This is a genomic window from Vibrio sp. CCUG 15886, from assembly GCF_028570825.1.
In the GTDB taxonomy this organism is placed as follows: Bacteria; Pseudomonadota; Gammaproteobacteria; order Enterobacterales; family Vibrionaceae; genus Vibrio; species Vibrio vulnificus_B.
This window is the reverse complement of the sequence record NZ_JAQQBT010000003.1, coordinates 287925-302002: the sequence shown is the minus strand read 5'-3', so window position 1 is coordinate 302002 and position 14078 is coordinate 287925. Positions and strand designations below refer to the sequence as shown.

Genomic DNA, 14078 nt, shown 5'->3' with positions numbered 1-14078 from the left:
GACGTACTCCCGCTGCGATTGTAACACGAATCCCTATTAAAGGAATCTCACTCATTTTTGACGAATCGTCATAAATGACACTTCGTCATAATAGTACATTTATTGATCTAATCAAGTCATTTTTATGAGAAAAATTGATGAAGGTTATGTGTCAGCCAAGCAGAAGTGCAACTCACTCCATATGCAGCAAGGGTTCAGCAATTAAAAGAGGCGATTGGAGATCAAAACAAAACGATTAACATTCGAGCAGGCTCACAAATTAGTACTGGTGACACAAGATATTGATACTTTCCATGAATAGATGTTCTTCTTCCAATGATTCCTCTAGTATCCGTCAATCATAAAAAACACTACATTAATCACAAATTACAAGGAAAGTAGAGTGAAACAGTGTCATATTGCACTGTGTGCGCTAACTGCATCTTGCTTGCCGTTTACAGTTCATGCAGAAGATGTCGCCGAATCTATGGTGGCGCCACCGACTCAAAACAGTCCGTGGAATTTGACGTTTTCGACTTCATACAGCCGAAACGCCTACCCCGACAACAGCTATCTTGCATCACGTTCTCTCGACGCCAGTCTCGCCGTGAAATATGAAACGGAAACCAACTGGCTCTTTAGCGCCAATTTCAGTGGCGTTCATCAATTCGACGGGCATGAGGGACAGTATTGGCGAGATGTATGGTTACGAGCGGTTTACCGAGATCTCTACCAACCAACAGAAAATCTCAATTTTTCTGCGAGTATTCGGGGGTTAATTCCTATCTCTGACATCGCAAAAACCACCGACCTTTCTACTGCTTTTCGTGCGGATCTCAATCTCAGCTATGACCTTGGCTTTTTGCTTGAAGGGCTACAACTAACAGATTCCGTTCGTCTAAGAAAAAATTTCCATCGTTACACCACGGCAGGCAATCTCCAGCTCGAAGAGTATCGCCTGAGTAACAGTTTTGGTTTGAGCTACGAATATGGTGACTGGTGGATCTCCACCACCATTGACAGTTCAAAATCGTGGACCTACCGAGGTTCAGAATATTCTCCTGAATTCTCACACGCCGAAGAGATTGGTTACAACGTAACTGAAAGCTTTTCTGTCGCTGCTGGTTTAACCAACAGCGCCCGGTATTTCGATACCGACCGAGGACCAAACCCAATCGACACCTTATTCGACTTGGACAAGCCAACTTACTACTTAACACTCACATATAACTATTAAACTGGTGCACAACATGTATAGAAAGTTATTACTCGCCACTATGGTGTCTGTGGCATTGTATGGCTGTGGCGCAGAGGAACGCGCATACGAATATCAACCGAGAGCTGAAGAGCAAATAACTAAAAGCTCTTTAGATACTGAAGCGCTTTGGCTTTATATGCCATCGACAGGCGCGGCGCCACGCTACGCGGCAACCCAACGAGGCTTTTTTCAGGGGACACCCAAATTAGTCACGCTGCGTTTTGATAAAGCCAATGGCATCATCGCAGAAGAAGTAGACCGCGATACCATTATTAATGGCAAGCCAAGCCGATACGAGAGCAGCATCAACCTTGCTCCGGTTCTTAAGATCCCTGGTGAATTCCAGCAATATCGCTGTGCTGAAGATCAGTTTGATGAGTGCACCAACAAAGAAGAGCTCAACACAGACGCCAGTCTAAACTGGCAAGATACCACTCACTTCACTCCCGATTACGCGGGCATCAAGTCATTGGCCGTTGATACCGTTGACGCATGGTGGACTGCTGACAATGTCACAGAAACCGCCGAGCCTCGTTTAGTGCATTGGGAATACGACGCGACTGCCGGTGTCATTAACGTTGAAGTTGAACGCACATTCACCGCCAGTGCTGATGATATGTATCAATTTGGTTCTCAACTGGAAGATCTTTCTTTCAAAACGCGTTTTTTCTACTCGCTGGTGAAGCTCGACAAGCTTGCTAGCCCAGATTACGAAGTGGTCCACTACCCAGGCAAAGACTCACAGCGTTATGGTTTTTTTAATGATGAAAAAACACCGCTTTCAGTCAATGGCGAGGCCAATCTACAAGGTGAGAAGTTCCGACTCATTAACCGCTTCAACCCGAAAAAAGAGTCTATCGATTACTACTTAAGCGACAGTTATTTTTCACCTGAGGGGAAGGAGTTTCTGCAAACCACTCTCGATACGATCGAACACATTAACCAGATTCTTGCTGGTACTGGTGTGCCAAAAATCAACATCGTCAATAAAGACAAACCTGCAGGCAAACATCCCGGTGATTTGCGTATCAACATGTTTAACCTGATCACCGATCCGGTTGATAACGGATTGCTAGGCTACGGCCCATCAGCAACCAACCCGCTCACAGGTGAAATTGTCCATGCGCATGTGAACCAATATGCAGGTGTGATCCGCGCTTCGGCTCGTGAAATGTGGCGCAGACTAGCGGTTCACTACAATCGCCAAGAGATTGCCCGCCCAGCAGAGTTCAAATTGGATGAGACAGACCCAGCGGTCAACAATGGAACCGATGACTCTGATGCAGGCACCACCTCCATGACCTTTGGTGCCGAAAGGGTCTCTGACTTCATCGTAGATAAAAATATCACCAATATTCAAACGTCCCTACCCTTGGTGGCCGCTAGCGAGCCAGATTTCAATGACGGCGTAGTGACTTGGCTTCGCCCAGATATGCAGAGCGAATACAGCTTCAACAAACAAGCTTTATCCTACGCAAAACAGCGCCAAGCCTACGCTGAGCAAAACATGTATTCTGATCAGTTCCTGTGGGTAAGCACTCAATCAAAAGGGTTGATCAAAGGTATTGATTACAAAGCGGGCGGCTATTTTGACAATGCTCATTTAGACCCTTCTGCGCCAGATTACGCCGACAAGGTCAACACCAAGCTCAAAGCGTGGGAAGATCTCAACGCCGATCAGCAAGCGCAAGTAACCAAACAGATTTCGCAGCACATTTATACGTCAACGTTAGTCCACGAGCTTGGCCACAACCTCGGTTTGCGACACAACTTTATGGGCTCAATGGATAAAAGTAACTTCTATAACGAGCAAGAAATCACTGCACTTGGCTACGACAAAGTCCCCGCTTACAGTTCTATTATGGACTACGGTGCGTCCATTTTTGACGAGCTGCCAACTTACGGTAAGTACGATATTGCCGCATTGCGTTTTGGCTACCAACGTCAAGCGGAAGTTCAAACGCTTGATGATAAAGGCGAAACGACAGTGGCTTACGTTAGCTTAAGTGAAATCGACGAAAAAGTGCGTCAAAACTACCGTGCTTATCCACTTGGTACTTTGGAAGTACTTAAAGAACAGCTGAAAAAACAAGATGATAGCCAACCGACTCAAAGCGTTAAAAATTACTACTACTGCTCGGATGAAAACACTAGCAGCACAACCACCTGTAATCGTTTTGATGAAGGCACCAATATCCTTGAACTGACCGAATTCCGTATTCAGCAATACTGGGATAGCTATGAGTTCCTTAATAAGCGGAATGGACGTAACCAGTTTTACGAATATCAGGTGCATAACTACACCGTCGCGCGCCTCAATCAGTTCAATGAAATTCGCAAAGTTATTGAAGATTTAGGTGAAATTGACTACTACTTCGCGCAACTTAAAGGGGAAGAGGAAGAGAGTTACGGGCAAAACGTAGCAAATTTCTACACAGACAACTGCCAATATAAGTTCCGTAGAAGTCAACTACCACAAGGGGCACAGATGATTTGTGACACCTTTGATGCAGCCTTATTAGCGGCAGATTTCTTTGTCAAAGTGATGGCACAACCTAATCATGTTTGTGAAATTGAAGTCGCAAACGACGATCAACCGCTATATCGTTTTGTCTCGTTGAATGATCTGTGGACACAGTATGGCCCTCGTATCGACTATAAAACCACGCTTCCAGAGTCATGTTTCGACCAAGATTTGGTCGCTGAGTTAGCAAAAGGGTCACAGCCAATCAAAGTACTCGCTGAGACGCGTGATGGCCGCCCGTATGCCGATATGAAAGCCAACAACCCGCATCAGTCCTCATCCTCCGCCATTGATTTAATGGGAATTTGGCCTGATAAGCTGCTCGCCGCACAGATGCTGGTCAAACGAAATGATTGGAACAGTGTGAGAGCTAAATCCAATATGGCACTAATGGATGTTTCCGATGTTCGCAGTGGCACTAAAGGCACACCAAGAAAAATGAAAGAGTACCTTAGCTACTTGGGTTTCGCCGATGACAAGTTCCGTTCTCCTGTCTTCGTTGATAAAACTGGTGAGTATGTTGAAACCAAGTCACGTTACGTACCAGATCTGCGTAGCTCTATTGAGGTGCCGCCATATCTCTATGGTATTAAAAGCTACTTCCAGTTGTCACAGAGCACCGTAACACCATATTTTAATGCGTTGCTGACCAACTTAGTGGCATTCGGCCAAGCTGAAGAGTATGGGCTTTCTGATAGCTCGCAACATTTGATCGACGATATTACTCTGACGAAACCAAGCTTATCTGTCGACTTGAAAGGCGGTTACGAATTTACTTGGAAAGCACGTAAGTACATGGTGACACGTCGCAATGGTCTGGCAAAAGAGATTGCTAAAAAAGCCATGTTTATTGATGGAAGAGAACTACACCTTGAGCTTTTGAATAATTTGCCTAATCCAGTAAATACATACCTTAACTTTGCTAAGTTAGGTATCCGTTCACAAAAGGACGCTACATTGTATTTGTTGCGAGACAGTAACACCGTTGAAGTACTGAATGGTGCTAGCTCATTTAACAGCTTATTTAACCCCTTTAGCCCCAAATTTGTCCATGATAAGACAAACAACTGCTACTACCCTAAAGGGCAAGATGCTGCCAATGGCTGCCACAAGCAAAACGACCTTTTGGTCGCTTGGCAAGCTATTGATGCCAATAAAGAAAGTGCTCCTGAATACCTTGAAAATCTACTTGCCTTTTCCGCACAAGCTGAAAAAGATATCGAGGAACAGATTAAGAAGAATCCAGACTACGCACAATATTACGCTATTCCAGTGGAAAGTATTTGGCTGTGGAACTCTGGCGAGTACCGTCGCTACCGTCGCTCCATTGAGCAGTTGCCCGTAATGGATTAAGTACAAAGTAACAACGTCAGTAAAACAAAGAGCCGCCACGCTTCATGTGACGGCTCTTTTTTTAGTTTTCATTCAAGATAGCCAAAGATTTCGTTTATCCCACTCTAGAGAGCAAGACTCGGCTTATCGCCAGATTTGTCAATCGCATCTTTGATTTGGTTTAAGAAATCATTTGGCAGTTTTCCAATGCCATCAGAGAACATCAACGGTTCATGCGGGCTCGCGATCAAGAGCACGTTTTTGAAATCAGACACTTCAAAATTACCTTCCGCCATGTTTTCGCTATGATACTTCAGCACTTCTTTGGCAATCACTTTACCAATCGCTTTAAGTTGGTCATCGGTCAAATTCATACGTGAAAAACCAATTTTGACGCAATCTTTGTACGCCGTAGTCTGCTCTTTCAGTGTTTGTGTGTACTTTTTGTTGAGCTTAGAGTTGTCCGCAAAACGATAGTACATTGGGCCTATCAAACTGAACTTGTGATCTTCACTTAACTTGATCAAACCTAACATTTCCAAAGCACGGAAATAGGAGTAAGTGGTTGATTCATCAAGCCCATGTTTTTCTTTCATCCAACGAAATCCGTCTTTATCGCGCAAATGACGAATTTCTCGGTAAAAGTCGTAAAGTTCCGGAAAATTGAAAAACACTTCGTCTTGAGTGTGACTGAAGTAATTTTCATCGTTAGTTTGTAACTGAACCGCCAATTTTTGCAGCTCTTCTAGCGAAGTATCTGTCTCACGGCAATATTCCAGCAGCTTATCGAGCGAAATGTTCGAGCTATAAAGGTGTCTTTTAAACGTAGAAAGAGGTATTCCTAACCTGTCAGACAACTCTCGATATGTCAGCCCCTTGCTTTTGATCGCCTGTCTTAAAGCAGCCAACAGATACTCGGGAGTGGTATCTTGCATATCTTCTTTCCCTATTATTAGTATTTCCGGGCTACATTTGTAACCAGTTCCAAATCTTTCGCAACTATTTATGTTGATTTAGTTATAAATAATGTGCTCAAAAACGTGTTTTACCATTTATGGAACAAATATCACTAAACACACACATTTTAAGTAGTTATCTCGTTTATTCATTAAAAACAATAACAAAGAGAACATCATCCTCTAATTTCATCATTTAGAGTATTTTTTCTAATTTCTGTTAAGCATGGCTACTTTTTAACCTTAAATTGGTACAGATATCGAAAACAATCGACCGATTGACCATGCAAGATCACATAATTTGCGATCAGGTTCATCTGCCTAAAACCACACTTTTCGAGCACTCTTTGCGATGCAAAATTATCAGAGGCAACCACGGCAAGCACGCTTCTAAAGCCTAAGTTTTCCAATACCACCATCGATTTCGTCACCATTTGTGTAGCAATGCCTTTTCCTGCACTCTCTTCAGAAAATCGATAACCGAGCGTCGCAACGCCACGGTTAAACTTGATGTCGTGAAAATTCACGCGCCCCACAATGGCACCCTCATCCGATTCAACAATCATCGGTAGCATTCGCTTGTGTTGGTATTCTGATAAACAATAATCGATGTGTTTTCGGATCCCCTGCTCAGAAAACATCGACGCGTCTCGCGGTGTGATGAAACGCTCAAACCAATGCCGATTTTCGTATTCAAATACCAGCAGCGATGCGTCATCGCTACCACTTAGCATTCTCAAATGAAAACGCCCTTGCTCCACATTTGTCACTGATGACCTCATTATTGATTCCACTGATACTCCATTTGCTTGGCCGTCTGACGAGCCAAACCCTCGCCTTTCAGCTTGGCGACCAAATAGAGGCTCATATCTATACCAGCAGAAATGCCACCACTGGTGGTGTACTTTCCGCTATCCACCCAACGCCGTTGCGACAAAACCGTCAGCTGGGGATAACATTGTTTTAAGTCTTCGATGTCTTCCCAATGCGTCGTGACTTGCAAACCATCAAGCAAGCCAGCTTCCGCCAGCAGAAAGCTTCCGGTACACACGGAGGCGACTAAACTCGCCTGCATTGCCGTTGTACCGATCCAGTTGACAACATTGCGTTTCTTGACTTCATCACGATGATCGCCCCCGACAACCAAAAGCAAATCTAAGTGAGGGTGATTGTCGATGGAATAGTGAGGCTGAACATAGAAGCCACCTCGCCCTTTCACCGGCTTGCCTGTTTCGCCAATCAATGCGACTTGCCAATGGTTTTCACCAAAACGGTTGGCGGTTGAAAACACTTCAAATGGCCCTGCAAAATCGAGGACTTCCGCCTCATCATAAATATAAATTCCAATGTTCATCCTTGCCTCACTGATTATCCATTGTTTCACTTCCAAGTGGTTTAAGCGCTTTTCTCAGCACGGTTAACGCTGCGAAGTCACTGCTCTGATTTACCTATCCCATACGGGCATCAAGGGCCACCATCGTTATTATTTACTTTTTTGTAAATATCAAATGACCTGACCTATATTCAAATGGCTAACGCTCATTATGTTGAGCATTGAGGAGAATGATCATGAGTCAGGCTGCGTTAATAACTCGATTAAATGAATTACCACGTATTCAAAGTCTGCTGCAAGAATTACTGGAGATGGTTAACCAAGAAGAGGTTAACTTTGGCGCTTTAGCGAAAAAGATATCAATGGATCAAGTGCTCAGCGCCCGATTGCTACGTATGGCCAATTCCGCCCACTTTGGTGGTACGAAATCCATCGCCACCATCAATGATGCTTTAATTCGTGTCGGCACGGGCCCAGTGAGAACGTTAGTGGTCGCCTCGGTACTTTCCAGCGCTTTCCCACGGGTCAAAACCTTAGATATGGAAAAATACTGGACCGACACCTTCGAGGTTTCGGTCATCTCGTCCAAATTGGCGGCAGAAGCGGGAATGGACGTCAATGAAACCTTTACCACTGGAGTCTTGCACAACATTGGCGAGTTGATGATCCACACGTTAGTACCCGAACAAGCCGTAGAGATTAACCAACGCGTTAATAAAGGGGCAGACGCCATTGCAGTACAAGAAGAGCTACTGAATGTTTCATCACCAACATTAGGGGCCAAATTGGCACGAAGTTGGAAGTTTCCTGAAGAGATGGCGGATGCAATTGAACATTTCCATGAACCCAGAGAGGCCGATGTATCACCAAAGCTCGCGACCATTATCCATTTCGCTCGTGCAATAAACAAAAGTTGGGATGATTTTAAAGATCCCAGTGAAAAAGCACATTTCCTAGCCAATCATCCCGATTCACGGCTGCTGTGTATCTCCGCCGCTTTTGTCGACAAGATTGATAAAGTGAGAGGAAACGGGCGTGATTTGGCAATGCAAATGGTGGCCGCTTAGCCGTGGCTGAGCTAACTTGATTTAGTCTTACAATCAAACAATCGGGTGAACAGCCATGACAGCGTCTTCACTCGGTTGTTTTCATTTGACCTACCGCTTTTCGTTGCAGCCCTCTTTTATAACAACAAACTTTCAAGCGCCTGCAACTGGGTAATGGCCACGACCTGAGGTGGCGGTGTATGCCGGTGATGATTCAACCAAATGGCGGAAAGCCCTGCCTGCTTGGCCGGAATGATGTCCTTCTCTAGACTGTCTCCAATCATACAAAGCTCTTGGGGCTTTACCCCCAACGCAGAGGAAATGGCGAGATAAAAGTCACTTGAGCCTTTGAGAAACGGAATGTTTTGCCGATTAAAATAGCCTTTAATGAAAACATCGATTTCAGCACGTGCAAATGCTGCATGAATATCTTTAATTGTTGAATCGCCAGCACCGGTTGCAATGTAAAGTGGATAGACAGAGCTCAGTTTTCTTAAGGTCTCAGAAGCACCATTAACCAATTGAATTTTATCCCAATACCTCATCTTTCCTTGCTGAGTTTTATCATCAATCATGAGAGTATCTCCCCAATCAAACAAGATCGCTTTATGCATTGTTCCTCCATGAAAATTCGCTGGCCTTTTTACCAACCTCTCAATAATAAACTCTTGTCGTAATAATCAATTTTATTCATTAGACTCAAGTGATAAATTGTCCGTTAATTCGCGCAACACGCGTTGCGTGCCAGGCCATGAGAGGGACTTTCCACTCATGTTTTGTTCTTAATATCCGTTGCTGTATTTCGGATATACTCTGTGAGATTAGATGTGGAACAAACATCCAAATTAGACCGCGTTCGCGCCGACTACAACGTGCACTACTGGAGTCAAGGTTTTTACGGTATTGACGACCAAGGCGAAATGTACGTTTCCCCACGTAGTGATAATGCCCACCAGATTCAGCTAAGCAAAATCGTTAAGCAGCTAGAAGAGCGTCAGCTCAATGTACCTGTGCTGGTTCGATTTCCGCAAATCCTGCATCAACGTGTGCATTCAATCTGTGACGCGTTTAACCAGGCAATTGAAGAATATCAATACCCGAATAAATACCTGTTAGTGTACCCAATCAAGGTAAACCAACAGCGTGAAGTGGTAGACGAGATTCTTGCCAGCCAGGCACAACTGGAAACCAAACAGCTAGGCCTAGAGGCAGGCAGTAAGCCTGAGCTTCTCGCCGTTCTAGCCATGGCTCAGCACGCAAGCTCTGTTATCGTTTGTAACGGTTATAAAGACCGTGAGTACATCCGTTTGGCACTGATTGGTGAAAAACTTGGTCACAAAGTCTTCATCGTACTTGAGAAAATGTCCGAGCTAGACCTTGTGTTAAGAGAAGCAAAAAGTCTTGGTGTGACACCCCGTCTTGGCATCCGTATTCGCCTTGCTTCTCAAGGTGCAGGTAAATGGCAAGCCAGCGGTGGCGAGAAATCGAAATTTGGTCTCTCTGCATCACAAGTGCTGAATGTGATCAGCCGTTTGAAGAAAGAAAACCAACTCGATACCTTGCAGCTCGTTCACTTCCACCTAGGTTCGCAAATGGCGAATATTCGCGATGTGCGTAATGGTGTGAATGAATCAGCACGTTTCTACTGTGAACTGCGTACATTGGGTGCCAACATCACGTACTTCGACGTGGGTGGCGGCTTAGCGATTGACTATGATGGCACTCGCAGCCAGTCTTCCAACTCGATGAACTACGGCTTGGTGGAGTACGCACGCAATATCGTCAATACCGTGGGTGACGTGTGTAAAGATTACAAGCAACCAATGCCAGTGATCATTTCTGAGTCTGGTCGTTCATTGACAGCACACCACGCAGTGTTGATCTCGAACGTAATTGGTACTGAAACTTACAAACCAGAAACCGTGACAGAGCCAGAAGAAGACTTCCCTCTTCTACTGAACAACATGTGGCGTAGCTGGTTGAACTTGCACAATGGTACCGATGCTCGTGCACTGATCGAAATTTACAACGATACGCAAAGCGACTTGGCGGAAGTGCACTCACAGTTTGCGACCGGGGTATTAACCCTTGAGCATCGCGCGTGGGCAGAACAAACATCGCTGCGTATCTACTATGAATTGAACCGTTTGATGAGCACGAAGAACCGCTTCCATCGCCCAATTCTTGACGAATTGTCAGAGCGTTTAGCGGATAAGTTCTTTGTCAACTTCTCACTGTTCCAATCATTGCCAGATTCATGGGGTATTGATCAGGTCTTCCCTGTTCTGCCACTGTCTGGCTTACAAAACGCCGCTGATCGCCGTGCAGTGATGCTCGACATCACCTGTGACTCAGATGGCGCGATTGACGCCTATGTAGATGGTCAAGGCATCGAAAGCACACTGCCAGTACCTGCATGGAACGAAGATGAGCCATACTTGATGGGCTTCTTCCTCGTGGGCGCATACCAAGAAATTCTTGGTGACATGCACAACCTATTTGGTGACACCCACAGTGTTGTGGTGAACGTGGGCGACCAAGGTGAGATCAACATCGATTTCATCAACGAAGGCGACACCGTCGAAGACATGATGCGTTACGTACACATCGATGTAGACCAAATTCGCAAAAATTATCACTCTTTGGTATCGCAGCGTGTTGACCAAGAGGAACAGCAACAGATTCTAGCAGAGCTCGAACAAGGTCTCTCTGGTTACACCTATTTAGAGGATTTCTAAATGAATGATTTGTTTACTAAAACTGATTATTCACTCTACTCAAACTCGATGAGTTTTGTGCGTCGTCCGTATGTCAAAGATCCTGTCGCAGCAGACGCTGACCTCGTTGTTTTTGGCGCACCGCTAGACATGGCAACCTCTGGTCGTCCTGGCGCGCGTATGGGCCCAGATGCGATCCGTCGTGCATCGGTGAATCTTGCATGGGAAGGTAAGAAATTCCCTTGGGATTTCAACCTATTCAAAAAAGTGAAAGTGATTGACGGTGGCGATCTTGTCTTCGATTGTGGTGATGCAGAAGACTTCACTTACCGTATGGAAGCAGCGACCTCAGCGATCCTAAAAAGTGGCAAAACAATGCTTGGCCTTGGTGGTGATCACTTCATCACGCTGCCTATTCTGCGCGCTTACGCAAAACACTACGGTGAAATGGCACTGATCCACTTCGATGCGCACACAGACACGTACGCAAACGGCAGCAGCTATGACCACGGCACCATGTTCTACCATGCGCCAAAAGAAGGGCTTATCTCTCCTAAGCATTCAGTACAAGTCGGTATCCGTACTGAGTACAAGCAAGAAGGTCACGGCTTTAACGTCATCAATGCGATGCAAGCCAACGACATGAGCGTAGAAGAGATCCTTGCAGATATCCGCCGCATCGTGGCAGATAAGCCGGTGTATGTGACATTTGATATCGACTGTCTCGATCCGGCTTTTGCACCAGGAACTGGTACACCTGTCTGCGGTGGCTTGAACTCGGACAAGATTTTGAAAATCATCCGCGGCCTAAAAGACGTCAACATCGTTGGTATGGATGTGGTAGAAGTCTCTCCTCCATACGATCAAAGCGATTTGACGGCACTGGCTGGCGCAACCATTGCGCTGGAGTTGATGTACGCTTGGGCAGCGAATAAAGAGTTTGAATCAGAGTTCTAAGCGAATACTCTAAAGCAAAATAACGAAATCCGATAAACAGGGTTTATCGGATTTTTGTCTTTCTAGCCTATCGTTTTCCCCACCTTTTATCACTTTTCCCACGAAAGAGATCGCCCCTCTAATCCAAAGAGCACCACGCAGCGAAGTGATTTTGCACCGATGGCATGCCGACTTTACCACCTTTAAAACAAGACCCTCTCGCTCACCCTACGTCACCAGCTTACGCTCACTTACATAAATACTCTAATGTCATGAATGTCATTAGCGGTAACATGGACGCGGTTTATTAATACCCAAGCTTATAATTTTTATATTTATTTTTTCTTTTAGAAGGATGTCTGCATGATGTCACTGTCTATTCGAGGGAAGGTGCTTGCACTATGCCTTCTATCGTTATTCGGATTTGCTAGCATGTTGTCCATTAGTGGTTCCACCCTGACCAATAACACTGAACAGGTTCGTCATATCGACAAACTGTACTATCCCGTCATGAACTCCGCAGCGCTCAACTTAGTGCTGCTCTCCCAACTTACAGAGCGCTTTAACCTTGCGGTTACCCTAGGCGATGAAGAGCTGCTGGATTTGAACCGCACCACGCTTGAAGAAATCGTTGAGAACCTTGCGTTACAGGCGACATTGCAACCCGTGTTACGTGAACAAACCACCACGTTGCGTCGGCTTTTAAATACTTACTTTCAATCAACTTATGATGTGGCTCTCGGCATGATTGATGGCAACCTTGATCTCTCCGCCGCTGCGCAAAAAGCAGACGCCAATCGAAAGACGCTTGACGCACTAAAAAATCAGATGCAGCAATTTTCACATGCTCGAGTCGCGGATTTTGAACGCTCCGTGACGGAGCTTGAACAGAACAATGTCGCGGCGACTCAACTCATGCGTGTGTTGGGCGCCACTGCATTGTTGCTCACCATTTTGATGGGTTGGTTTGTCACTCGCGGCATTAGACTAGATTTAGGCTCATTCGCAGAAAAGATGCGTGATATTGCCGACGGCGATGGCGACCTTACTGTTCGCATCCGTCACGAGAAAAATGATGAACTGAAACCCGTTGTCGATTCATTCAACGCTTTTGTCACCAAACTTCAGCACAACGTCACGCAAACCATTGAGAACGTGAGCAAACTGGACCAAATATCCAGCACTTTGGTTGCTTCCAGCCACACTACGGCAGACTTGTCTGAACGCCAATATAAAGCGATTGAAGATGTGTCCCATTCACTTGGCCAGTTGTTCGACGCAGCGAAACACATCGCCTCGCACGCCAGTGAAGCCTCCACATCCGCCAATAGCGCGAGTGAAGAAGCTGCCAACGGCGAAGCGCAGGTCCAAAGCACGATTGTTGCCGTTCGAGAACTGACGGCCGAAGTGAGAAATGCCTCACTCGTGGTTCAGCAATTGGATCAAAATACGCAAAACGCAGGCTCGATACTCGATGCCATCAGTGCCATCGCCGAACAAACCAACCTGCTCGCCTTGAACGCAGCGATTGAAGCCGCCCGAGCAGGAGAACAGGGGCGTGGGTTTGCCGTCGTTGCTGACGAAGTCAGAACACTGGCCTCTCGTACTCAATCTTCCACCCAAGAGATCCAATCCGTTTTGCATGAGTTGCAAGAACAAACCAAAACGGCCGCAAACATCATTTCTGAGAGCGCTTGCCGCGCAGAAGAGTGCGTGCAGAAATCGTTGGTCGCAGAGCAATCCTTACAGCGCATCACCAGAGACGTTTCCGACATCAGCAGTAAAAATGGCCTGATTGCATTTTCAACCGAAGAGCAGGAACGTGCCTCCAGTGACATTGAAGCCATTGTCGACAACATTCGCAGTATGGCACAGGGCACCGCTGACAGCGTCGGCGAACTTGACGCAGTAGCACAAAACATCAACGCAATTACGGCAAACTTATCCGGTTTAACCGGACACTTTAAGGTGAAGTAATCCTTCGCACTTGCCTTGGC

The 14078-nt window shown here is 45.7% G+C and carries 10 protein-coding genes; 6 read left to right on the top strand and 4 right to left on the bottom strand.

The features are described from left to right. Positions 1-382: 382 nt before the first annotated feature. Both PQQ36_RS09870 and PQQ36_RS09865 read left to right on the top strand, forming a co-directional pair. Positions 383-1216: a hypothetical protein gene (locus PQQ36_RS09870; RefSeq protein WP_013571566.1), complete on the top strand. Its 834-nt coding sequence runs from the start codon at positions 383-385 to the stop codon at positions 1214-1216. A gap of 13 nt (positions 1217-1229) precedes the next feature. Then, complete coding sequence (locus PQQ36_RS09865; protein WP_224638849.1) at positions 1230-5114, top strand: zinc-dependent metalloprotease; 3885 nt, start codon at positions 1230-1232, stop codon at positions 5112-5114. Between the two features lie 104 nt (positions 5115-5218). Here PQQ36_RS09865 and PQQ36_RS09860 read toward each other — a convergent pair whose 3' ends face one another. From PQQ36_RS09860 to PQQ36_RS09850, 3 genes are all read right to left on the bottom strand, one after another. After that, the gene (locus tag PQQ36_RS09860; protein ID WP_013571564.1) at positions 5219-6028 is read right to left on the bottom strand and encodes a helix-turn-helix domain-containing protein; all 810 of its coding nucleotides are present in this window, start codon (positions 6026-6028) and stop codon (positions 5219-5221) included. A gap of 251 nt (positions 6029-6279) precedes the next feature. Further along, the gene (locus PQQ36_RS09855) at positions 6280-6831 is read right to left on the bottom strand and encodes a GNAT family N-acetyltransferase (protein ID WP_206760889.1); all 552 of its coding nucleotides are present in this window, start codon (positions 6829-6831) and stop codon (positions 6280-6282) included. Next, positions 6831-7403, bottom strand: a complete 573-nt coding sequence (locus tag PQQ36_RS09850; protein WP_223370816.1) for a DJ-1/PfpI family protein — start codon at positions 7401-7403, stop codon at positions 6831-6833. The genes PQQ36_RS09855 and PQQ36_RS09850 overlap by 1 nt, the downstream gene beginning before the upstream one ends. A 215-nt stretch (positions 7404-7618) precedes the next feature. Here PQQ36_RS09850 and PQQ36_RS09845 point away from each other — a divergent pair, with 215 nt between their 5' ends. Continuing rightward, positions 7619-8449, top strand: a complete 831-nt coding sequence (locus PQQ36_RS09845) for an HDOD domain-containing protein (RefSeq protein ID WP_013571561.1) — start codon at positions 7619-7621, stop codon at positions 8447-8449. Between the two features lie 116 nt (positions 8450-8565). On the opposite strand, the gene PQQ36_RS09840 is transcribed toward PQQ36_RS09845, so the two are convergent. After that, complete coding sequence (locus PQQ36_RS09840; protein ID WP_224655293.1) at positions 8566-9003, bottom strand: HAD family hydrolase; 438 nt, start codon at positions 9001-9003, stop codon at positions 8566-8568. A 252-nt stretch (positions 9004-9255) separates the two neighbouring features. Between PQQ36_RS09840 and speA the strand changes: the two genes are divergently transcribed. From speA to PQQ36_RS09825, 3 genes are all read left to right on the top strand, one after another. After that, positions 9256-11166 carry an arginine decarboxylase gene (gene speA, locus PQQ36_RS09835; protein ID WP_013571559.1) on the top strand — a complete coding sequence of 637 codons (1911 nt, stop codon included), beginning with the start codon at positions 9256-9258 and terminating at the stop codon, positions 11164-11166. Continuing rightward, positions 11167-12102, top strand: coding sequence for an agmatinase (gene speB / locus PQQ36_RS09830; RefSeq protein ID WP_011080223.1), 936 nt, complete (start codon positions 11167-11169; stop codon positions 12100-12102). Between the two features lie 489 nt (positions 12103-12591). Further along, a complete protein-coding gene (locus tag PQQ36_RS09825) occupies positions 12592-14058 on the top strand; it encodes a methyl-accepting chemotaxis protein (protein ID WP_207216954.1) in 1467 nt (488 codons plus the stop codon). Positions 14059-14078: the final 20 nt, after the last annotated feature.

Coding starts and splice junctions, on each gene's coding strand:
- speB (WP_011080223.1), top strand. CDS start 11,167: ATGAATGATTTGTTTACTAAAACTGATTATTCACTCTACTCAAACTCG.
- PQQ36_RS09860 (WP_013571564.1), bottom strand. CDS start 6,028: ATGCAAGATACCACTCCCGAGTATCTGTTGGCTGCTTTAAGACAGGCG.
- PQQ36_RS09850 (WP_223370816.1), bottom strand. CDS start 7,403: ATGAACATTGGAATTTATATTTATGATGAGGCGGAAGTCCTCGATTTT.
- PQQ36_RS09825 (WP_207216954.1), top strand. CDS start 12,592: ATGAACTCCGCAGCGCTCAACTTAGTGCTGCTCTCCCAACTTACAGAG.
- PQQ36_RS09845 (WP_013571561.1), top strand. CDS start 7,619: ATGAGTCAGGCTGCGTTAATAACTCGATTAAATGAATTACCACGTATT.
- PQQ36_RS09840 (WP_224655293.1), bottom strand. CDS start 9,003: ATGATTGATGATAAAACTCAGCAAGGAAAGATGAGGTATTGGGATAAA.
- PQQ36_RS09855 (WP_206760889.1), bottom strand. CDS start 6,831: ATGAGGTCATCAGTGACAAATGTGGAGCAAGGGCGTTTTCATTTGAGA.
- PQQ36_RS09865 (WP_224638849.1), top strand. CDS start 1,230: ATGTATAGAAAGTTATTACTCGCCACTATGGTGTCTGTGGCATTGTAT.